The 19,840-nt window shown below is 68.4% G+C and carries 17 protein-coding genes; 2 read left to right on the top strand and 15 right to left on the bottom strand.

The features are described from left to right. Positions 1-147 precede the first annotated feature (147 nt). Positions 148-924, top strand: coding sequence for a hypothetical protein (locus Q0863_RS02075; protein WP_298574463.1), 777 nt, complete (start codon positions 148-150; stop codon positions 922-924). Positions 925-1,079: 155 nt separating this feature from the next. Here the strand turns inward: Q0863_RS02075 and Q0863_RS02070 are convergent, their stop codons facing one another. The 13 genes from Q0863_RS02070 to Q0863_RS02010 form a co-directional block, all read right to left on the bottom strand. After that, positions 1,080-3,611 (bottom strand): DUF4268 domain-containing protein, encoded by a 2,532-nt coding sequence (locus Q0863_RS02070; protein ID WP_298574456.1) that lies wholly within the window; start codon positions 3,609-3,611, stop codon positions 1,080-1,082. 196 nt (positions 3,612-3,807) lie between these two features. Next, a complete protein-coding gene (locus tag Q0863_RS02065) occupies positions 3,808-4,542 on the bottom strand; it encodes a DUF3800 domain-containing protein (protein WP_298574448.1) in 735 nt (244 codons plus the stop codon). A 30-nt stretch (positions 4,543-4,572) separates the two neighbouring features. After that, the gene (locus Q0863_RS02060) at positions 4,573-5,910 is read right to left on the bottom strand and encodes a restriction endonuclease subunit S (protein WP_298574440.1); all 1,338 of its coding nucleotides are present in this window, start codon (positions 5,908-5,910) and stop codon (positions 4,573-4,575) included. Next, positions 5,907-7,763, bottom strand: a complete 1,857-nt coding sequence (locus Q0863_RS02055) for a class I SAM-dependent DNA methyltransferase (RefSeq protein ID WP_298574433.1) — start codon at positions 7,761-7,763, stop codon at positions 5,907-5,909. Before Q0863_RS02055 ends, Q0863_RS02060 begins: the two co-directional genes overlap by 4 nt. Before the next feature lie 70 nt (positions 7,764-7,833). Then, positions 7,834-8,142, bottom strand: a complete 309-nt coding sequence (locus Q0863_RS02050; RefSeq protein ID WP_298574426.1) for a type II toxin-antitoxin system RelE/ParE family toxin — start codon at positions 8,140-8,142, stop codon at positions 7,834-7,836. Beyond that, positions 8,139-8,414 (bottom strand): YlcI/YnfO family protein, encoded by a 276-nt coding sequence (locus tag Q0863_RS02045; RefSeq protein WP_298574410.1) that lies wholly within the window; start codon positions 8,412-8,414, stop codon positions 8,139-8,141. Before Q0863_RS02045 ends, Q0863_RS02050 begins: the two co-directional genes overlap by 4 nt. A 227-nt stretch (positions 8,415-8,641) precedes the next feature. Then, positions 8,642-9,262: a sulfur transferase domain-containing protein gene (locus tag Q0863_RS02040; RefSeq protein WP_298574402.1), complete on the bottom strand. Its 621-nt coding sequence runs from the start codon at positions 9,260-9,262 to the stop codon at positions 8,642-8,644. A gap of 235 nt (positions 9,263-9,497) precedes the next feature. Continuing rightward, the gene (locus tag Q0863_RS02035) at positions 9,498-10,154 is read right to left on the bottom strand and encodes a glycosyltransferase (protein ID WP_298574394.1); all 657 of its coding nucleotides are present in this window, start codon (positions 10,152-10,154) and stop codon (positions 9,498-9,500) included. Next, on the bottom strand, positions 10,151-10,747 hold the full coding sequence (locus Q0863_RS02030) for a class I SAM-dependent methyltransferase (RefSeq protein ID WP_298574385.1): 597 nt from the start codon (positions 10,745-10,747) through the stop codon (positions 10,151-10,153). The genes Q0863_RS02035 and Q0863_RS02030 overlap by 4 nt, the downstream gene beginning before the upstream one ends. Beyond that, positions 10,744-11,496 carry a PIG-L family deacetylase gene (locus Q0863_RS02025; protein ID WP_298574369.1) on the bottom strand — a complete coding sequence of 251 codons (753 nt, stop codon included), beginning with the start codon at positions 11,494-11,496 and terminating at the stop codon, positions 10,744-10,746. The genes Q0863_RS02030 and Q0863_RS02025 overlap by 4 nt, the downstream gene beginning before the upstream one ends. Further along, on the bottom strand, positions 11,484-12,299 hold the full coding sequence (locus Q0863_RS02020; protein ID WP_345780511.1) for an acyl-CoA dehydrogenase family protein: 816 nt from the start codon (positions 12,297-12,299) through the stop codon (positions 11,484-11,486). Before Q0863_RS02020 ends, Q0863_RS02025 begins: the two co-directional genes overlap by 13 nt. A gap of 829 nt (positions 12,300-13,128) precedes the next feature. Then, positions 13,129-16,191, bottom strand: coding sequence for an efflux RND transporter permease subunit (locus tag Q0863_RS02015; protein ID WP_298574362.1), 3,063 nt, complete (start codon positions 16,189-16,191; stop codon positions 13,129-13,131). Beyond that, positions 16,188-17,246, bottom strand: a complete 1,059-nt coding sequence (locus Q0863_RS02010; RefSeq protein ID WP_298574354.1) for an efflux RND transporter periplasmic adaptor subunit — start codon at positions 17,244-17,246, stop codon at positions 16,188-16,190. The genes Q0863_RS02015 and Q0863_RS02010 overlap by 4 nt, the downstream gene beginning before the upstream one ends. A gap of 75 nt (positions 17,247-17,321) precedes the next feature. Between Q0863_RS02010 and Q0863_RS02005 the strand changes: the two genes are divergently transcribed. Further along, positions 17,322-17,807, top strand: a complete 486-nt coding sequence (locus Q0863_RS02005) for a MarR family transcriptional regulator (RefSeq protein WP_298574346.1) — start codon at positions 17,322-17,324, stop codon at positions 17,805-17,807. A 262-nt stretch (positions 17,808-18,069) separates the two neighbouring features. On the opposite strand, the gene Q0863_RS02000 is transcribed toward Q0863_RS02005, so the two are convergent. Both Q0863_RS02000 and Q0863_RS01995 read right to left on the bottom strand, forming a co-directional pair. Continuing rightward, positions 18,070-18,639, bottom strand: coding sequence for an HD domain-containing protein (locus tag Q0863_RS02000; RefSeq protein WP_298574328.1), 570 nt, complete (start codon positions 18,637-18,639; stop codon positions 18,070-18,072). A 317-nt stretch (positions 18,640-18,956) separates the two neighbouring features. Then, on the bottom strand, positions 18,957-19,556 hold the full coding sequence (locus Q0863_RS01995; RefSeq protein WP_298574321.1) for a sulfur transferase domain-containing protein: 600 nt from the start codon (positions 19,554-19,556) through the stop codon (positions 18,957-18,959). Positions 19,557-19,840 lie beyond the last annotated feature (284 nt).

Below are 19,840 nucleotides of genomic sequence, written 5' to 3'. Positions count from 1 at the left end.
ATGAGTGCCTCTGATGCGCACAAACTTGCCCGCGAGCTCAAGTTTGCATTCGACAGGTTGAGTTTGGATGACGCGTCCGGATGGTCCCGTAGGACTGTCGGCCGCTTTGCCTTAGTCCTCGCTCGGCGCGTGGGAAACTACGGAGGAATGGCGCTTGACCTGGTGGAGGGAACCGGAAGGGAAATTATCGAAGCTACCCGTGCAATTCTGGAGAATCGCTTCGGGGACCACGTCAACGTGCGACTGGGGGCCGGAGAGCGAAAGGCGACGGCCTTCGTTCGTCAGTTCAGGAAACAGGTACCGCCCCTTATCAGAGAACTACAAAACGACCCCAAGAAGTTCGCCCCAGACCTGCTGATTGTTGGTCTTTCCTTCTACTTGGCAGGAGGTGGATTCGACGGCGATGGCGGCATCCCGGACTCTGACATCACGTTCCTTGGCATAGGCGCGCATCGATCCATCTTTACCCACTCGATACTCGCGGGCGCGGTGGTGGAGACCACCCTGTACTCTCTCGTCGATTTTGTAGTAATTGCTCATCGTCATCTTCCTGATGGCCATGACCCTCGCTGGACACTGATCCACGAGCGTTTCGAAGAAGCTGCGGTGTCCGGCGCCAAGGGCACGAGCCTAGGACTCGCTTATCACTTGGGCGTGGACAGCGTCATCCAGCCAGGCGCGTACCACGACTTGCCATTTGAGATGCCTATGATTGGCCACCAAGCACTGCTTGGGGCCAATGCCATCGCCGAGCTAGCCGACACCGGACACAAGAAGGCAGGAGGGCGTTTTGTCAGGACTGCCCAAACCATTGCCGCAGAGCAACGCGCCAAGCCAGCTGAGGCCGTCAAAGAGGGGCGTAACAAGGCAGAACTAGTTGCTGGGGCGGCAGCTTTGGCGGCGCTGATCCTTGGATTTGGTTGAGCTTGAATGCCAACGCTCGGCTCACTCTCCGGGCGGTGCAGAAGTTCCACATTGGGAGCCACCCAAGCATAGCCGTGTGCTAGCCGAGTGCTGACCAGCCCTTGGATCGGGTCCCGCAGCAACGTCGCCACGGCAGTGACGGATAGCCGCTGCACCTACAAACTCTCGATGCGCGGTCGCAGCACGTCGTTCAACCGGTACGCCAGCTCGACCAATCGACCCTGGACCTCGGACCATTCGGCTTCCGGGACCAGCCAGCCGCCATCGGTGGTCGCGCGGATCCGCGAACGCTTCCGCTCCGACAACGCCGCCCAATCAAGCGGTGCGCCGAACTCGGCTTCGATCGCTGCGCGCTGGGCATGCAGCACATCGAACAACGCGGTACACCCCTCCTCCTGATGGATCAGACAGGTCACCCGCGCCTCGCCCCGGGTCATGGCCACATTCAGACGGAAACCGTTGCGTCCCATGCCGACGCCGAGCCAGGGGTTCGAACTGCGGGTGCGCCGCTGGAACAGCGTGCCACGCGCATTGGCCTTGGCCAGGAACTGGTCCCAGAAGCGGCGGTACAGGTCCTCCCTGGCGTCGTCTTCGCCCTCGTCCTCATCGGACTCGCCTGCGGGAACGCCCTCCTCCCACTCGGCGAACGTCTGCCCGGTGTCCTGCACGCGCCAGCTCATGCGCCCGTTCGCCGAACGACCCCATACCACCGCCGCGGCTGCGCTCGGGCTGCTGAACCAGGTATCACGCAGGAACTCGCGGGCTTCACCCACTGGCGGCGCCAGGGTGCCGTTGTCGACCAGGTCCTGGTGCAGGAACTTGTAGCCGCCGTCGGCGCCCACCCAGTCCGCCCGCGCGCGTGACCCGGCAAACACCACGAACTGGCCATCCACCTGCCGGCCCGTCGCCTGGAGCTGGTGGTTGAGGCCGCCCAGCACGAACATGGGCGACACCGCCTGCGCCGCGGTGGCGGTCACTGCAGGCTTGGCAGCCGCTGCGCGCGCGGCCAGTTGCCAGTGATCCTCGGCAAGCTTGAGCAGCGACGCCTGCCGCGCCTGCAGTACCGGCCCGTTCCACTCGGCCTGCTGCAGCACCTGGGTCGTCAACGGGAACGCACATGCGCCGCCCTTGCTGAAGTACGTGTGCTTCTTCCGGTCGAAGTCGTAGTTGCTCGCGCTACTGTTCTTCTTGCGATTGAGCAGCGCCAGGTTGCCCAGTCGGTGCACCCAACCCTGGCGCTCCTGCTCGCTCGGCATCCATTTCACCCAGATGCTGTCCGCGCGCGGGGTCTGCGGGAGCACGTGCTCCACCGTGACCTGGTCATGCTGCATGGTCTTACTGCCATCGGAGGCCAGCGCGTCCAGCCGCAGCAGGATCACGCCCAGCGCGCGCGCCGAGTGCGTCCGGTACAGCGGACCGTCCAGCATCGTGTACATCTCGTGCTGCTCCAGCGGCGACAGCTGCAGCGCCGAAGCGGGCTGCGCCAGATCGTCGCCAGCCTCCACCGCCGCCGTCAGGCGCGAGAATCGCTCGATACGCTCGTTGACCCCCGCCTTGCGCACCAGCATCGAATAGGCAAGCCGCTCCAGGCCGGTCACGAACCCCAGCAGGGCATCCGGGTCGCCCTTGTGACGGGTGAAGAAGGCCAGCGCGGGTGGCATCCAGTCCTTGAACTCCAGCCGGTTGAGCCAGCGCAGCGCGTCGTTGATCGCCTCGGCGTTCCGCGTGCTGGCGTGGTCCGCGTCGCTGATCTCGCGGTAGGCCTGCGCCATCGGCGCCAACACCTGGTCCACGAACGTCGCGGGATCGGTCGGTGCCACGTGCTCGCGGAACTCTTTGAGCAACGTCCCCTGCGGCTTGGCCTTCCGGTACACCATGCGGATGTGGCTGAAGAGCTCGCCGAACCCGTCGCGGCCGAGGTCGGCTTCGAGTTCTTCCCACTTCTGCGTGTATGCCTTGCGGGATGCTTCGTTGACCGCGCCAATGATCTCCGCCTTGAGGATGTCCGTCGCGGTCAGGTCCAGCCCGCGACTGTTCATCACCCCGAAGATCCTGTAGGCCGAATCCAGATCCGGCGTCGCCACGGCCACCAGGTAGCATCGCGTGACGATGAACTGCACCAGCCGGACCAGGGTGGGCGGATCCAGATCACGCAGCACCGCGATGAAATGACGCGCGTTGTCGCGCAACCGCGCCTGGCTGTCCGGCAGCGCCTCCTTGCCGGCCACGAGCTGCTCGATTCCACCCTCGTGCTGCACCCGATCCCGGAAGAACTGCATGTCCCTCTCGCGCAGCGTCAGCCGGTAGTGGTTCCGGGTGGCCGCAACGATATTGCCCTTCTGGTAGATGCACGCAGTAATCCCGTGCCGGACCTCCTCGCTCTGCGTCACCGCCCGGATACAGGCGAGCAGAAGGGTCAGGGTGGTCAATCGCTGCTGCCCATCCACCACCTCGGCCTTGGGCGATACCTCGGATTTGATCAACACCAGGCTGCCGAGGAAGTACGGCGGAATATCCTCCAGCCCCGCTCCGCCGACGCGCATGTAGCCGATGAGGTCATCAAGCAGTTCCTGCGCCTGGTCCACGCCCCAGGAGTAGGGCCGCTGGTAGGCGGGGATCGAGAACATGTACTCGTCGCTGAAGATCTTGGCCAGCGGTTGTTCCTTGGCCGTCAAGGTGTGCGTCATGGCGTCATGTTCCCCTGTGTGCGTGTGTGCAGGCGCCGCAAAGCGGCTCTCCCGGTCCGACCGGCAACGCAGGCTGACCGCCCGTCAGAGCCTGCTTGACCGGCCCGGCCATGCCGCTTATGGTCGCCCATGAAATGGGTTGGGACCACCCGACCGGCGCTGGGCTCCTGGGACTTCCCGGGGGCCCTTCTGCTTTTCAGGGGAACACCTTCAGGCCGTTTCCGATCACGCAGTCACGTGCGCCGCGGAAGAGTTTGTCGCGAAGAATCGCGGCAGCCCGGTTCGACTGATCCGGCCGGAGCAGGCTCAAGCCCAGAGGCCGTGCGGTCAGGTCCGCAAGCTGCAGACCTTCCGAATTGGTCTTCTTGTCCGCCACGTGGATCCTGAGCGGCAAGGGACGTCGGTCGCGGTTGCTTCCGTCGCAGACCCGGCGGAACTCCAGCTCAAGCTCCCTGTCTTCCTTCGCACCCCGCGCCTCGAATACGACGCAGGTCTCGCGGTCCCCCTGCCCCTGCAACCTCAGGAACTGGTCGATCCGTTCGAGGCCAAATTGCATGGCCAGGTGATAGGGATGAAACGGAGTCTGGTAGCGCTCCTTCAGTCGCACCTTGTCGACGACCACTGCGACAATGGTCATGTCGGCGTTCGCGATGATGTCGGTCAATCGCTCCATGAACGATTCCCGGGCCGGCTGGTTGAACAGGGAAAACGCGCCGCGCTTCTTGCGGATATCGTGTTCGTGGAGAATCACCAGGTCGTGGCCAAACATCTCGAACTTCAGCTGCCGGATCGCAGGCGCCACCGCAGCGGCGTAGGCCTCGACGGGAAAGATGCAGAAGCAAAGCACGAACAGCGGCCAGTCCGGATTGATCACGTCCAGGCTGTGGTCACCGCTTTCATCGACATAGACAACGTAGTCCGAGAACGCCATTTCGCCTCCATGCATGGTGTCTTCCGCGGGTCACATGGCCTCAACCTCGACCATCCCACGCACGTCGACCTTGCCGGTGACGGCGGCGGAGATCAGGGCGCTGCGGCGTTCTGAAAGTAACGCGACGCTCTGCTCAGCTGCATGTTTGAGGCTTTCAAATTGCCTGAACTTTCCATGGAGAAACGCAACGATCTCGCTTTGCTCATCCGTCGGCGGGCAAGCGAAGCCAATCCCCTTCACTATGTCGGTGTTCAAGTTCGGCTGACCGCCACCTTGTTTCATTTCTGTTCTGAGCCGCTGGGTAGTCGTGAGGAGAAAGCAGTACAGGTACTCCGGATCAACGTGGGGCGACAGTTCGCGAAATGCCAAGACGCCGTCGTTCGCGCAGCAGTCAATCCCGAGGATCTTGGGTACACCGAGAGTTGCCCCACTGTTACTGAACACAACCGTTCCCTTCTCAAAACGCTGACTGTGCTCTGCGCCAAGCGCAGTGAGGTACTCACGGACTTCGTCTACATACAAGGACTCGTCCTTCGTAATCTCGGCAACCGTGAGCCATGGAACACTGCCTTGTCCATCGTCATTTGCGAAGAATTTCGGATCACCCGCAGGTCGGGGGGAAGCACCACGTACGATTCGCGCAATGTTTCGAAGTTGCATGACCTCCCAATGCGCCGGCACCTCGCCCAGCCACGGGATGCCGGAGTCCTTCATCGGGACGTTGGGGTCCAGGCCGCGGGTGACGGCGTGGGAGATGGTGGCCAGGCGCTTCTCGGCCAGCAGCGCCAGCAGCTTTTCCTGCTCGGCGATCAGCGCGTCGATCCTGGCGGTTTCGCGGTCGAGGAATTTGGCGATAGCGACTTGCTCGGGCCTTGATGGCTCAGCCAAGCGAAATTCCATCAGGTCTTCGCGGCTCATCTGCAGCGAATTGGGTCGAACACCTGTCAGAAACTTCGAGTAGCCCTTCACGAACTCGCCGCAACGCATCATGTGATGCACGAAACGAGGCTCAAGGTCTGCACAGATCCAGTAGGCGCGATATGCCGGACTGACGTGCCCTTCGTGCGCCGACACCCCGAGGCCTGCATAGTTGAGCCACATCGTATTCACGACGAGCTGGCCGTGGCGAACGATCCGATACCCTTGCAGCTCCTGATCTGTTCTGCGCCGATTCTCGTCGTCGTAGTCCTTGACTTCGATCCCACGGTAGCCCGAAACAGAGAGCATCGGACCGACAACTTCACCCTCAATCTTCTCGGAGCTTTCCGAGAAAGAGTGTCGGAACTTGCGCACTTCCCAGTGACCAGGGATAGCGCCCAGCCATTCCACCCCACTGTCCTTGTACTCCGGATACCTCGGCAGACTCATTCCGCCATCTCCCCCAGCATCCGCATGATGTTGGCGGCGACCTCCTTCAGCTCCGCGTCGATCGCCTCCAACGGACGCGGCGGCTCGAACACGTAGAAGTGACGGTTGAACGGGACCTCGTAGCCGACCTTCGTCTTGGCCTCGTCGATCCACGCATCCGGCGCATGCGGCAGCACCTCGCGCGCGAAGTAGGCCTGGATGTCCTGCCCCAGCGGCACGTTCTCGGTGTCGCGCAGGGCGCTGTCCGGCTGCGGCCTGCCCTTCTGCTTGCCCTTCTGGCCCAGGATGACTTTCCCGGCCTCGTCGCGCAGCGGGCGCTCGACGGTGATGGTGGTGTAGCCGAACTCCTCGTTGGCGAAAACACGGCTGATCGGAACGCGCTTCAGGCGCCCGCCTTCCGGCGCCACCGGCAATGGCTCGGCGCCGGTGGCGGTGACCAGCACCGGCTCGCCCACAGGCTGGCCCTTGGCATCCAGCGCGGTGATGAGCTCGGCCTCGGTGAACTCGCCGAACAGGCGGGTGACGGTGGCGATGTGCTCCTCGCCCAGCTCCTTGCGCTTGGAGCCCAGGCTCTTGCGCATCTTGCGCCAGAAGCCGCTGGCGTCTATCAGCTGCACGTGGCCGCGGCGGTCCTCGTCCTTCTTGTTGGAGACGATCCAGACATACGTGGCGATGCCGGTGTTATAGAACATGTCGGTGGGCAGGCCGATGATGGCCTCCACCAGGTCGTTCTCCAGCAGGTAGCGGCGGATCTCGCTCTCGCCACTTCCGGCACCACCGGTGAACAGCGGCGAGCCGTTGAGCACGATGCCGAAGCGGCTGCCGCCCTGGCCGTTCACCACTGGCGCCATCTTCGCCACCAGGTGCAGCAGGAACAGCATGGAGCCGTCTGACACGCGCGGCAGGCCGGGACCGAAGCGGCCGGCAAACCCCTGCTGTTCATGCTCGGCGCGGATCGCCTTCTCGACCTTCTTCCACTCCACGCCGAAGGGCGGGTTGGAGAGCATGTAGTCGAACTTGCGGGTGGGAAAGCCGTCGTCGCTCAGGGTATTGCCGAAGGCGATGTTGGCCACGTCCTGGCCGCGGATCAGCATGTCGGCTTTGCAGATGGCGTAGGACTCGGGGTTGAGCTCCTGCCCATACAGGGTGAGGCGCGCGGCCGGGTTGTGTTCCAGCAGGTGCTCGGCAGCCACCGAGAGCATGCCGCCGGTGCCGGCCGTGGGGTCGTACACGGTGCGGACCACGGCATTGCCGGGGGTGAGTTCGGCATCGTCTTCGACGAACACGAGGTTGACCATCAGCCGGATCACCTCGCGCGGGGTGAAGTGCTCACCGGCGGTCTCGTTTGACAGCTCGGAGAAGCGGCGGATCAGCTCCTCGAACACGTGCCCCATCTGCGCGTTGTCCACGCGGTCGGGGTGCAGGTCGATGCCGGCGAACTTTTCGGTCACCAGATACAGCAGGTTGGCCTTGGCCAGCCGCTCGACCTGGGTATGGAACTCGAAGCGCTCGAAGATGTCGCGCGCCTCGGGCGAGAAGCCCTGCACGTACTGGTACAGGTTCTGGCGGATGTGGTCCTGGTCGCCGAGCAGGGTGGGCAGGTCCAGCGGACTGGTGTTGTAGAAGCCTGCGCTGCCGACGATGCGCTTGAGGAACGGGTCCGGGTTGATGCCGGCCTTGGTCTTCTTGTCGTGCTCGGCCAGCACCTTGGCCTTGGTCGGTGCCAGCACGCAATCCAGGCGGCGCAGCACGGTGAACGGCAGGATGACCTTGCCGTATTCGGATTGCTTGTAGTCGCCACGCAGCAGGTCGGCGACGGACCAGATGAAGGCGGAAAGAGCCTGTTGGTTCAATGTTTGTCCCCTGCTGTTGCCGCGACAGCCTTACGCGCAGCCGTCGCATGCGGCGCGAAGCCGCAGTCGATCAATGGTAGTCGCCTTCGCGCTGGTGCCTGGCCGCCAGGACTGTAACCGTCCCGGCGTCCTCGACCTCGAACAGCAGCACGTAGCCGCTGGCGCCGAAGCCGATGACCAGTTCCCGCAAGAATGGATTGCCTGGCGTGGCCTTGCGGCAGCTCAAGGGCGCGACTTCGAGCACCGTCACCGCGTCGCGGATGGACTGGAGCGCACGCTCGGCCAGTGCGAAGTCCCCTTCGCTGCGGTCGAGCAGCCAGTCATAGAGCCGGTCCAGGTCCTCCCGCGCTTCTTCCGTGAAGCGGACGCGGAAGCTCACGCTGGCCGGGTCTTGCTGCGGGCCTTCTGCAGCCGCTTTGCGAGGCCGTCGAGTACGTCGGCGGCTTCCACGTACCGTCCGTGCTCGCGGGTGCGGTCACGGGAGCTGAGGCCGCGCGCGATGAAGGCTTCCTGTTGGCGTCTTTGCTCAACCTGGGCCCGAACGGACTGTTCGACGAAGCTGGAGAGCGTTTCGCCCTCCTGCAACACGGCCTCGGCGGCTTCACGCAGCGCCGGGTCGACACGCAGGGATGGCAGAGAAGCGCTTTTCATGACGGCTCCGGGTATGCGTTGCAATTGCAACGCATGATGGCGGAACTGGCCTGGCGGGTAAAGCCCAGGTCACTGCGCGTGTTGGAACGCGGCACTGCATCACCTGGGCAGCGGGGATCTTGCCCTTTCGTCGAGGGCCGTGACACCGCGTCCTCTGTCCTGGAACGCAGGACAGTCACGACCGGATCGAGGGAGGGGCAGCCAGCTCTGATGATGTGATGCGTGACTCAGCCGCCTGCTGCGCAGGCTTCGACTGCCTGTTGCCCTTGCGCCGCCGCCACGCAGCGCTCGCGCGCCAGCCTGGTGCGGACTTCGCCTTCCAGGCTGCGCAGCCCCCAGCGCTGGCCTTCTGCAATGGCCGCTTCCTCATCGGCACCCTGCAGCCACGCGGCGCGCAGCGCGGCCAGTGCGCCGACGCGGTTGCCGCTGGCGCAGTGGACCAGGGTCGGGCCTTGGGTGCCGCGCAGCAGCTGGTCGAAGGCAGCGACGGATTGGCGGTTGAGATCGGTGGCGCCGCTGATGGGGAGGTTGTCGTAGGCCAGGCCGGCGGCGCGGACGGCGGTGGCTTCGTCGAAGGCGGGGGTTTCGGCGTCGCGGGTGAGGTCGATCACGCGGGTGATGCCGGCGGCGCGCAGGGCGGGCAGGTCGTCGGCGGTGATGCGGCCGCCGGTGTGGAGGCCGGGGCTGGGGGTGTGGAAGCGGGTGAGTGGCGATTCGGGGGCGGCGGCGATGCCGGGGCCGGGCTTCGGGGCGTCTGCGGTCTCGGGCGTGGCCGCGCAGCTGGTGAGGAGGATCAGGGTGGCCGTGAGCAGTGCGGCCTGGATGGAGGCGAGGTTGGGGCTGCGCATGGCGGCGCCTTCGGGATGGGCGGTGGTGGGACGGATATTGGGGCTTCGGGGGCCTTCACCCCAAGCCTCCATCCGTGAAGGGCGCAATGCCCCCGCGCGCGGGGAAGCGAGCGAGGGCGCGTCGCGAAGAAGCATTCCGGGGCTTGGTCCCCTGCTCCCGCCTTCCACCGGTGAAGGGCGCATGTCCCACGAGCGGGTGATCAAAGGCGCGCCACGGCGCGAGTGCGCGCGCGATTCAGGCCGCTGCTTCGAGGCCCAGCAGGTAATCCCCGAATCCATGCCGGGCGCGGGCGTCGCGGCGGGCGCTGGTGATGACGGCGGGATGGGCGCGGCGGGCGATGGTGTGGCCGCTGCGTTCCAGGGCGTCCAGCAGGGCGCGGTCTTCGTGGGCGGTGAGTGCGGGGAATCCGCCTGCGGCGCGATAGGCCGTGGCCGAGACGCCGAGATTGGCGCCATGCACATGCGGATGGTCGTCGACGTAGTGCTCGCCGGCGAGGAAGGCGGCGCGCACGCGCGGAGCAAAGCCGCGCCAGTCGGCGACGCGCACGGTGCCGCAGAAGGCGTCGGCGTTGCAGGCGAGCTGCGCGGCGAGCCAGTCGACGGGCACGCGGCTGTCGGCATCGGTGGAGGCCAGCCAGCGCGCGCCTTCATGCAGCAGCAGGTCGGCCGCGGCGGCGCGGGCGCGGCCCACGCAGCGTGCTTCCAGTGCGAGGGTGCGCACGCCCAGTGCGTCGCAGGCATCGAAGGTGGCGTCGCTGCAGCTGTCCAGGGCCACCACCACCTCGACGGGTTCGCCGGCCAGCGCGGGCGACCTGGCGGCGGTGAGGATCGAGCGCAGACAATCGCCGATCAGGGCTTCTTCGTTGTGCGCAGGCACAAGGACGCCGATCATCGCAGGCCCTCGCGCTGCGCCACCGAGGTGGTGTCGCTGCTCCAGCAATCGAGGATGAAGTCCTGGTCGCGGTAGTGGGCGATGCGGCTGAGGCCGGGGATGGCCGCCAGCCGTGCATGTACGTCCAGGGTGTCGCTGTGGCGGCCGTCGAAGCCGTGGCGCCAGTGGCAGGCCAGCAGCACGGCGCGCGGTGCGAGGGAGGTTTCGATCCTGTGGGCGAAGGCCTGCATGGCGGTGTCGTCGAGGTAGTAGCCCATCTCGCCGACCACCACTAGGTCGAAGCGGCCATCGGGCCATTCGCGCGGGTGCTCCATGCAGCGCAGCTCGACGTGACCGAGGCCGGCGCAACGCTGGCGCGCCACGGTCACGGCGCGCGGGTTGAGGTCGGTGCCCAGCAGGGCGTCGCAGCGTGTCGCCAGCTTGCGGGTCAGCTCGCCGTTGGCGCAGCCGATCTCCCAGCCGCGTTCGAACTCCGGGCGCGGCAGCGCGGCCAGCAGCAGGTCGCGCTTGCGGGTTTCGTACCAGCGGCTGCGGTAGCCGAAGGGGTCGTCGCCTTCCTGCCAGACCTGCTCGAAATAACGCGCGAGCGTCATGGCAGGTAGACCTCGAACGGGCGGTGGAAGCGCTGCACGACGTGCGGCGGCAGGATCGGCGCGGGCGCGCGTGGCGCGTCGCTTTGCAGCTGCGAGGCGAAGCAGGCGATGGCGCGCTGCTTGCGCGCGACCGTGTCTGGCGTGAGTGGCATGCGGATCGCATCGAAGGGCGCACGATGGGTGTGCGGCGACAGCCAGTGCCAGGCCCAGACCGGATAGCGCAGCAGGCGCATGCCGGGCTGCGCCGTGGCGAGCGCGGCGCGGCCGACGGCGTCGTGGTCGGGGTGGCCGTCCTGCTCCCATGGCGCGAGCACGAGGTCGCCGGGCTGCAGCAGGGTGCGCAGCGCGGCCTCGAGCGCCGCGGCGTGACTCCCTACCCCGCCATCGGGAAGGCCCAGCCGCTGCACTTGCGCGCGTACGCCGAGGGCATCGAAGGCCTGCATGACTTCGCGCGGACGCACGTCGCGCAGGCGCGCGGGCGTCCAGGCGGCGTCGCCGGGATAGCAGGCCTCGCCATCGGTCACTGCCACCAGTTGGATGTCGAGCCGGGCCTCGCTGGCGGCGCGCAGAAGACCGCCGCATGCGAGGGTCTCGTCGTCCGGATGCGGCGAGAGCAGCACCACGCGGTGTCGGCCCTGCAGCAGCTGCGTTGGTGGCTGTTCGTCCAGCGCAGCCAGCCATGGGGACGCGCGCCATGCGGATTCGCACTGGCCCGCGCCATGGATGCGCGGCGGGGCTACAGCGGCCATCGTGCGTCCGCCTCCAGGGCTGCGACCTGCGCGCCCAGCGCGGCCCAGTCGCGATCGGCGTGGCTCTGGCGCACGAATACGGCGAGGTCCGCGCAGCGCCGCGCGTGTTCGCCGTCGCGGCACAGCGGGCCGGGGCCGAGGCTGCGCGCGGCGGCATCGAGGACGTCGTGGCAGGCGCGCTCGACCACCGAGCGCAGCCGCACCACGTCGCGCTGGTGGGGCTGCGCGGGGTCGGCGTCGATCCGCGTGGCGAGTTCGCGCATGAGCGCGGATGCGGCGCCCAGTGCCATGTCGACGCGCCCCAGCAACGCGGCCAGGTGCGGATCGCGCGCCACGCGCGCCGGGTCGGCCATGCGCTGGGCGATCTCCACCGCGGCGCCGAGCCAGCAGGCGGCCACGCCGGCGCCGCCGTGCCAGAAGCCGGGCCGTGTCAGGTAGGCGCCTGGCGCACCGATGCGCGTGCAGGGCACGGCGTCGAACTCCACCGGCCCGCTTTCGATGGCGGCCATGCCGACCGCCTGCCAGCCGGCATCGGGGATGGCGACGCCGGGCTGGCGCAGGTGCACCAGCACCAGCTGCCGCGCATCGCCCTCGCCTGCGGTGAGCAGCGCGGCATCGACGAAGCGCGCGCCCGAGCACCAGGGCTTGCGCCCCGACAGGCGCGGCCCGCCGGGCGCGTCGCGCACCGCGACCGTCGACTCCGGGCCTTCGGCGGCCCAGACCGCCAGCAGGGTGTCGGCGGGCGGTGGCGCGGCGTCCAGTTCGGCCATGATCGCGCGCGCGTCGTGGTGGGCTTCGAGCACCTTGGCCAAGGCCAGGTCTTCAACGCCCAGCCGGGCCAAAGCGCGCCAGCGGGCAAGCGTGTCGCCGCGGCCCGGCAGGGGCAGCGGCGTGTCGCGCAAACGAGCGCGGGCGCGCGTCTCCAGAAGCGGCGGAACCGTATTGGCAGTGGAAGGTGCATGCGTCGGCATGGCGGCAAGTGGACCAGTCCCGCGGTCGGCGCCGCGTGAGTCGCGGCCGCTGGTGGAGCTGCCGGGCCGCTCGGGCAAGTCGAGCGGCAGGAAACAACATCCTGCTCCCGATGGGTCCGACTGCAATGCCTGGATCAGGCCTGCCGCCAAGGTCGTGGCGGACCGGGGCACGGCAGGCAGAACTGACGGTCTGCACGCGCGGCGGCCGGGTCATCCCTGGGAGCGCGCTCGCGCGCGAAGGCATTCGCGACCAAGGTCGCTCCCACGCAGACAAAAATCCTGGTCCCGGTGGGTCGGACTGCAATGCCTGGATCGGCCCCGCGGCCAGGGGAGTCCTGGACGGGACGCGGCAGGCAGAACTTGACGGTCTGCACGCGGGGCGGCCGGGTCATCCGTGGGAGCGCGCTCGCGCGCGAAGGCATTCGCGACCAAGGTCGCTCCCACGAGAGAAGCGGTCGGGCCAAAAGCATGGGCATGGCCGACAGCAAGCCCCGACCGACTGGACGTGACGTCGATCCGAAGCCCGGATGTGGCTGGAGCGGCTTCCCTTGAATACGGGAAGACAGCGGACACCCGCGCTGGCGCGGCTGTCCAGACGCTGCAGAACGGAGGCGGATGCAGAGCGGGGACGGGCGACACCGCGCTTGCCGACGCGGCGGGTTCAGGCCGTTGCCACCTTCGGCTTGCGGAACTTCGCCATCAGCCGCTCTTCCACGTCGTCCACCAGCGTGAACGCCGCCGGCACCACGACCAGGCTGAGCACGGTGGAGGTGATCAGCCCGCCGATCACGGCCACGGCCATGGGCATGCGGAAGCTGGCGTCGGCGGTCAGGCCCAATGCAATCGGCAGCATGCCGGCGCCCATGGCCATGGTGGTCATGATCACGGGGCGGGCGCGCTTGTGGCAGGCGTCCATCAGCGCCTCGTGGCGCGACATGCCCTGCTCCTGCGCCATCACCGCGTAGTCCACCAGCAGGATCGAGTTCTTGACCGCGATGCCGATCAGCAGGATCAGGCCGATCAGCACCGACAGCGAGATGTCCAGGCCGGTGACCAGCAGCGCGCCGAACGCGCCACCGGCGGCCAGCGGCACCGCCACCAGGATGGTGATGGGCTGGCTGGCGTGGTTGAACAGCAGCAGCAGCACGCCGTACACGCAGAAGATGCCGGCCACCATGGCCATCACGAAGCCGCCGAACATCTCGGCGAACACCTCGCTGTCGCCGGCGGCCTGGCGCTCCACGCCCGGCGGCAGGTTCTGCAGCGCGGGCAGTGCGTCGATCTGGCCTTCCACCTCGCCCATGGCCATGCCGTTGAGGTCGACGGTGATCGTGACGTTGCGGCGACGGTCGAAGCGGTCGATCTGCGAGGGGCCGCTGGCGGTGGTGATGTCGGCCACCGACGAGAGAGGCACGCTGCCGCCGCTGGCGGTGGGTACGCGCAGCTGGCCGAGCAGGGCCGGGTCCGAGAGTGCGGCCTCGTCGAGCTGCACGCGGATCGGCACCTGGCGCTCGGGCAGGTTGAGCTTGGACAGGAACTGCTCGTAGTCGCCGCGCGTGGCCACGCGGGTGGCGGCGGCGATGTCCTCGGTGGAGACGCCCAGGTCCGCGGCGCGCGCGGCATCGGGGCGCACGATGATTTCCGGGCGCACCAGCGCGGCCGACGAACTCACCGTGCCCAGGCCGGGCAGCTGGCGGATCCCGCGCTCGACGTCGCGCGCGGCGGTCGCAAGCTTCACCGGGTCGTCGCCGGCCAGCACCAGCTGCAGCGCGCGGCCGGGTTCGCCGCCCTGGAAGCTCAGGCGCACGCCGGGCAGGTCGGCCAGGCGCTCGCGCACCTGCGATTCGAGTTCGTACTGGGTCAGGTCGCGGTCGTCCTTCCAGCGGATGGTGAGCGTGGCCTTGCGCAGCTCGGCGCTGGTCAGGTCGCCCGCCGGGCCACCGGGGCCGGAGGTGCTGCCGGCGGTGACGAACACGTGCTCGATCTCGGGGATGTCGGCGATGCGCTGGCGCGCGGTTTCGGCGACTTCTTCCGTGGTGGCGAGCGCGGTGCCGGGCGGCAACTCGAGCAGCACGCTGCTCTGGATGCCGTCGCTGGGCGGGATGAAGGTGACCTTGAGCAGAGGCAGCAGCGCCAGCGAGCCGATGAAGATCGCAAGCGCCACCAGCAGCGTGCGGTTGCGGTGCCTGAGCGAGTTGTCGACGAAGCGCAGGTACCACTGCATCAGCTTGGAGTCGCCCTTGTGCTCGGGCAGCGGCTTGAGCAGGTAGGCGGCCATCATCGGCGTGATCAGGCGCGCGACCAGCAGCGAGAACATCACAGCGGCAGCGGCGGTCCAGCCGAACTCACGGAAGAACTTGCCCGGGATGCCGGGCATGAAGGCCACCGGGATGAACACCGCGGCCAGGGTGCAGGAGGTGGCGATCACCGCCAGGCCGATCTCGTCGGCGGCCTCGAGCGCGGCCGTTTTCGGCGACTTGCCCATGCGCAGGTGGCGGTCGATGTTCTCCACCTCGACGATCGCATCGTCCACCAGGATGCCGACCACCACGGCCAGCGCCAGCAGGGTGATCATGTTGAGGCTGAAGCCGAACCAGTGCATCACCGCGAAGGTCGGGATGATCGACAGCGGCAGCGCCACCGCGCTGATCAGCGTGGCGCGGATGTCGCGCAGGAACAGGAACACCACCAGCACCGCGAGCGCGGCGCCTTCGTAGAGCATGTGCATCGAGGATTCGAACGAATCCTCGGCCACCTGGGTGGTGGAGGCCACTTCCACCATGCGCACGCGCGGCTGCTCCTCCTGCAGCGCGGCCACGGCTTCGCGCACGGCGTTGCCGACGTCGACTTCGCTGGTGTTGGTGGTGCGCTGCACGGCGAAGCCGATCACCGGGCGGCCGTCGAGCGTGGTGCGCTGGACGGCGGTGGCGCTGCCGTCGGTGACGGTGGCCAGGGTGGACAGGCGCACGCTGCGGCCGTCAGGCATGGAGATCGGGAAGTTGGCCAGGTCACGCGCATCGTCGACGGTGCCGAGCGTGCGCACGGCCTGTTCGCCGCCGCCCACGGTGGTGCGGCCGCCGGGCTGCTCGAGCTGGATGCGCGCGAGCTGCTGGCTGATCAGCGCCGGGCTGGCGCCGAAACCCTGCACGGCCTCGGGCCGCAGGGCGACGCGGATCTCGCGGTCCACCCCGCCGATGCGCCGCACCGCGCCCACGCCGGGCACGGCGAACAGGCGCTTGGCGACGGTGTCGTCGATGAACCAGCTGAGCTCCTCGTCGCTCCAGCCGTCGGCGGTGACGGCGTAGTGCAGCATGTCGCCGCCGGTGACGTTGACCAGCGAGACGATCGGCGGTTCGACATCGCGCGGCAGGTCGATGCGCACGCGGTCGATGGCGTCGCGCACCTCGTCCTTGGCGATGGTGCCGTCCTTCTCGATCTCGAAGGTGAGCACGGTGGTGGACACGCCCTCGTTGACGATCGAGACCATGTTGTCCAACGCGGGGATGCTGGCGGTGGCGTCTTCGACCTTGCGCGTGACCTGGGTTTCCAGGGTGCTGGGGCTGGCGCCGGGCAGGGTCACGGTGACGTTGACCACCGGCACGGTGAGGTCGGGGAACTGCGAGACGGCGAGGCGGTTGAAGGCCAGCAGCCCGGCCGCGGTGAGCAGGATGAAGACCAGGATCGCCGGCAGCGGGCGATGGATGGACCAGGCGGAGAAGTTCATTCCACCACCCGCACCAGGTCGCCATCGCCAAGGAAGCCCGCACCGCGGGCGACCACGCGCGCGTCGGCCGGCAGGCCGCTGCGCACTTCGATCCGCTCGCCATGGGTCGGTCCGACCTCGATGCCGCGTTCGCGCGCGCGGCTGTCGTCGCCGACGGTGAACACATAGGCGCGGCCGTCGCGACGCACCACCGCCTCGACGGGAATCAGCATCGCCTGCGCCCGGCCCAGGGCGATGCGGCCCTGCGCGAACATGCCCGCGCGCAGGCCGCCGGGTTCGGGCAGGTCGGCATAGATCGTGCCGGTGCGGCTCTGCGCGTCCAGCGCCGGCGAGACGCGACGCACCGTGCCGGCGACCGCGCCGGCCGGCGTCTCCACCTGCACGCTGGCGCCGGGCGCGACCAGCAGCAGGTCGGCCTCGGCCAGTTCGGCACGCCATTCCAGGCGGCCGTCGCGGATCAGGCGCAGCAGTTCGCCGCCGGCGCCCACCACCTGCCCAGGCTGGATGCTGCGCGCGGACACCACGCCGTCGACCGGTGCGCGCACCACGGTGAAGTCGCGCTGCACGCGCGCCGCGTCGCGGCTGGCGATGGCGGTGTTGAGCCGCGCCTGCGCGTTGGCGCGAGCGGCTTCGGCTTCCTCCGCATCCTGCAGCGAGACCATCTGCGAGTCGGCCAGTTCGCGCACGCGGGCGGCCTTGCGGCGCGCGGTCTCGAGATTGGTGGCCGCCTCCTTCACCTGCGCCTCGGACTGCGCCAGCTGCGAGGCCATGGTGCGGTCGTCCAGGCGCAGCAGTACGTCGCCCTGCTCCACCACGCTGCCCACCTCGACCTCGACGCGGGACACGCGCAGGCCGGACAGCTCGACGCCCACCGACACCTCTTCCCAGGCCGCGACCGCGCCGGAGGCCACCACCTCGCGCACCACTTCACCCTGCCGTGGCGCGGCCAGCGATACGGTCAGGCTCGGCGTCGCCTCGGGGGGCGCGTCGTCGCCGCAGGCAGCCAGGGCAAGCAGTCCGGCAACAGCCAGCGCGCGCAGGAAGATGGCAGGCATGGGGGTTTGTCTCTTATCAGAAGGCTGATACTCTATCAGCACACTGATATCCGGTGGAACCCGCGAGGTGGCCCGATGGCCGACAGCGACGCCAGCCCCCTGCAAGCGTTCAGGAACTCGACCGCGTACCGGGCGACCGTGCTGCTCAAGCGCCTGCACCTGGGGCTGACGGTGGTGATGGAGGAAGGCCTGCGCGAGCACGGCATCGAGCTGTCGCGGCCGCAGGCGCTGGTGCTGATGCACCTGCTGGAGCATCCCGGCGCCTCGAACGCCGAGCTGGCGCGGATGAGCGCGGTCTCGCCGCAGACCATGCACCAGATCCTGCTGCGGCTGGAGCGCGACGGCCTGGTGACGCGCGCGCCGCACCCTTGGCTGGGCCGGGTGATGTCGTTCCGGATCACCGACACGGGACGCGAACTGGTGACGCACGGTGCCGACGTGGCGCAGGGCGTGATCGACGGCGCGCTGGGCGTGCTCTCGCCTGCCGAACAGGAGCAGCTGGTGGGCCTGCTGCAGCGCTGCGTGGCGACGCTGCCGTCGACGCTCGAGAAGGAGCGCTGACGATTCGGCCAGCGGGCGGTGGGAACCCGCTTGCGCCGGAAAGGCATTCGCGACCAAGGTCGCTCCCACACCGGATAGAATCGTTGCAATCGTGGGAGCGCGCTCGCGCGCGAAAAGCATTCGCGACCATGGTCGCTCCCACACTAGATGGAAATCGCTAGACACGTGGGAGCGCGCTTGCGCGCGAAGGGAATTTGCGACCAAGGTCGCTCCCCGGATGGAATCGCACCAACCTGTCGAGAACCCTCCGTCATGGCGCCCGCTACATCGGCCGCAGCGCCTGCACGCCGTCGAACAGCGCCTCGAGCCGTGCATGCGTGCCGCGCAGGCTGGCGACGACTTCCGCGGTCCAGTCGAAATACTCGCGGCGGCGGTAGGCGGGCCAGTCGGCGGGCGGGAATTCGATCAGGTCGCGCAGGTTGGCGATCTTGTCGGCCAGCTTGACCAGGCGCGCGCCATGCGAGGCGTGCGCGGCGCGTTCGACCTGCAGGCGCTTGCGTTCGGCCTTGGGCAGGGTCTTGTCATCGGTCAGGACTTCGACATAGGCCAGCACGGCGTCGCCGAAGCGCGCGCGCAGCTGGTCGCGACCCTTGTCGAGGCCGGGCTGGCCGTCGCCACCGCAGCAGTCCTCGAGGTAGTCGTGCAGCGCCGCGGCGCAGAGGATGTCGGGATCGTCGATGCCGGCCTCGACGGCGAGGATGCGCACGAGCGCGACGGGATGGTTGATGTAGGGCGTGGCGTCGGCGTCCTTGCGGCGCTGGCCGCGGTGGGCGTGCGCGGCGAAGGCAATGGCGTCGATGACGCGGGCGATGGGTTGGGCTGGAAGGGTCATGCGGTGGTCCCCCTGGTGTTGGGTCGCATGCTGGCTGGGAGGTGTCGCAGCGGCTGGGACGGGCCCCGCCCGGCCCTTCTCCCGCGAACGGTGAAGGGAGTCGATGCGCGATGCGTCGAGGGAACGCGGGCGCGCAAGGTCTCCCGCCTTGCTCCTTCCCCCGCTCGCGGGGCATTGCGCCCTTCAGGGGTGGAAGGCTGGGATGGGGGGGGCGCGCCAAAGGCGCGCGTCTGGTAACGCAGCGACCTGCTGCTCCCCCACCCCAACCCTCCCCCGCAAGCGGGGGAGGGAGCAAAACGGGCGGGCGGGTCAGGCGGTCAGCTGCCGTGGCAGGCTGCGGCTTCGTCCGGGCCCTTGGCGGACGCCACGCAACGTTCGCGGGCCAGGCGGTTCCGCACTTCCGTTTCGAGGCTGCGCAGACCCCAGCGGCGACCTTCGGCGATCGCGGCTTCTTCGTCGGCGCCCTGCAGCCAGGCGGCGCGCAGCGCAGCGAGCGCGCCGACGCGGTTGCCGCTGGCGCAATGGACCAGGGCAGGGCCTTCGACGTCGCGCAGCAGCTGGTCGAAGGCGGCCACGGAAGCGGGACTGAGGTCGGCGGCGCCGGCGATGGGCAGGTTGTCGTAGGCCAGGCCGGCCGCACGCACGGCGTGGGCTTCGTCGAAGCCGGGAGTCTCGGCGTCGGGGGTGAGATCGATGACGTGGACGATGCCGGCTGCGCGCAGGGCCGGCAGGTCGTCGGCGCTGATGCGGCCGCCGGAGCGGATGCCCGCGACCGGGGTGGCGAAGCCTTCCAGTGCGGAACGCTGGGCGGCGGTGTCTGGACGCGATGCTGGCGCGCCCGTGGTGGTGGGCGTGCTGGTGCAGCCGAGGAGGACCAGGGTTGCGGCAAGGAGGCTGGTGGTGGTGCGGGCGGTCATGGCGGGCCTGCGGGGCGTGCGTGGGTGAGTGGATTGTGCGGCTGCGAGGCCCCCACCCCAACCCTCCCCCGCTTGCGGGGGAGGGCGTCGAAAGCGCCGCCCGCCCCTGCCTCCCGCTGCCTCCCGCTCTCTCCCGCTGCCTCCCGTCCCGCCTCCGCTTGCCTCCGCTGCCCCGCTGCCCCGCTGCCCCGCTGCCCCGTGCCCCCGCTGCCTCCCGCTGCCTCCCGCTGCCTCCCGCCGCCTCCCGCCTCCCCTTCCCCCGCTGCCCCCACAACTGGTCCCTG

The sequence above is a fragment of the uncultured Luteimonas sp. genome (assembly GCF_947492465.1).
GTDB lineage: Bacteria > Pseudomonadota > Gammaproteobacteria > Xanthomonadales > Xanthomonadaceae > Luteimonas.
The sequence above is the reverse complement of the archived record's forward strand: the minus strand, read 5'-3'. Positions and strand labels throughout refer to the sequence as shown.

Bases quoted from the DNA above. Each gene is read 5' to 3' on its own strand.
- Q0863_RS02045 (WP_298574410.1), bottom strand. From the start codon at position 8,414: ATGAAAAGCGCTTCTCTGCCATCCCTGCGTGTCGACCCGGCGCTGCGT.
- Q0863_RS02060 (WP_298574440.1), bottom strand. From the start codon at position 5,910: ATGAGTCTGCCGAGGTATCCGGAGTACAAGGACAGTGGGGTGGAATGG.
- Q0863_RS02070 (WP_298574456.1), bottom strand. From the start codon at position 3,611: ATGACGCACACCTTGACGGCCAAGGAACAACCGCTGGCCAAGATCTTC.
- Q0863_RS02030 (WP_298574385.1), bottom strand. From the start codon at position 10,747: ATGACGCTCGCGCGTTATTTCGAGCAGGTCTGGCAGGAAGGCGACGAC.
- Q0863_RS01995 (WP_298574321.1), bottom strand. From the start codon at position 19,556: ATGACCGCCCGCACCACCACCAGCCTCCTTGCCGCAACCCTGGTCCTC.
- Q0863_RS02025 (WP_298574369.1), bottom strand. From the start codon at position 11,496: ATGGCCGCTGTAGCCCCGCCGCGCATCCATGGCGCGGGCCAGTGCGAA.
- Q0863_RS02065 (WP_298574448.1), bottom strand. From the start codon at position 4,542: ATGGCGTTCTCGGACTACGTTGTCTATGTCGATGAAAGCGGTGACCAC.
- Q0863_RS02000 (WP_298574328.1), bottom strand. From the start codon at position 18,639: ATGACCCTTCCAGCCCAACCCATCGCCCGCGTCATCGACGCCATTGCC.
- Q0863_RS02040 (WP_298574402.1), bottom strand. From the start codon at position 9,262: ATGCGCAGCCCCAACCTCGCCTCCATCCAGGCCGCACTGCTCACGGCC.
- Q0863_RS02015 (WP_298574362.1), bottom strand. From the start codon at position 16,191: ATGAACTTCTCCGCCTGGTCCATCCATCGCCCGCTGCCGGCGATCCTG.
- Q0863_RS02075 (WP_298574463.1), top strand. From the start codon at position 148: ATGGCGCTTGACCTGGTGGAGGGAACCGGAAGGGAAATTATCGAAGCT.
- Q0863_RS02035 (WP_298574394.1), bottom strand. From the start codon at position 10,154: ATGATCGGCGTCCTTGTGCCTGCGCACAACGAAGAAGCCCTGATCGGC.
- Q0863_RS02005 (WP_298574346.1), top strand. From the start codon at position 17,322: ATGGCCGACAGCGACGCCAGCCCCCTGCAAGCGTTCAGGAACTCGACC.
- Q0863_RS02010 (WP_298574354.1), bottom strand. From the start codon at position 17,246: ATGCCTGCCATCTTCCTGCGCGCGCTGGCTGTTGCCGGACTGCTTGCC.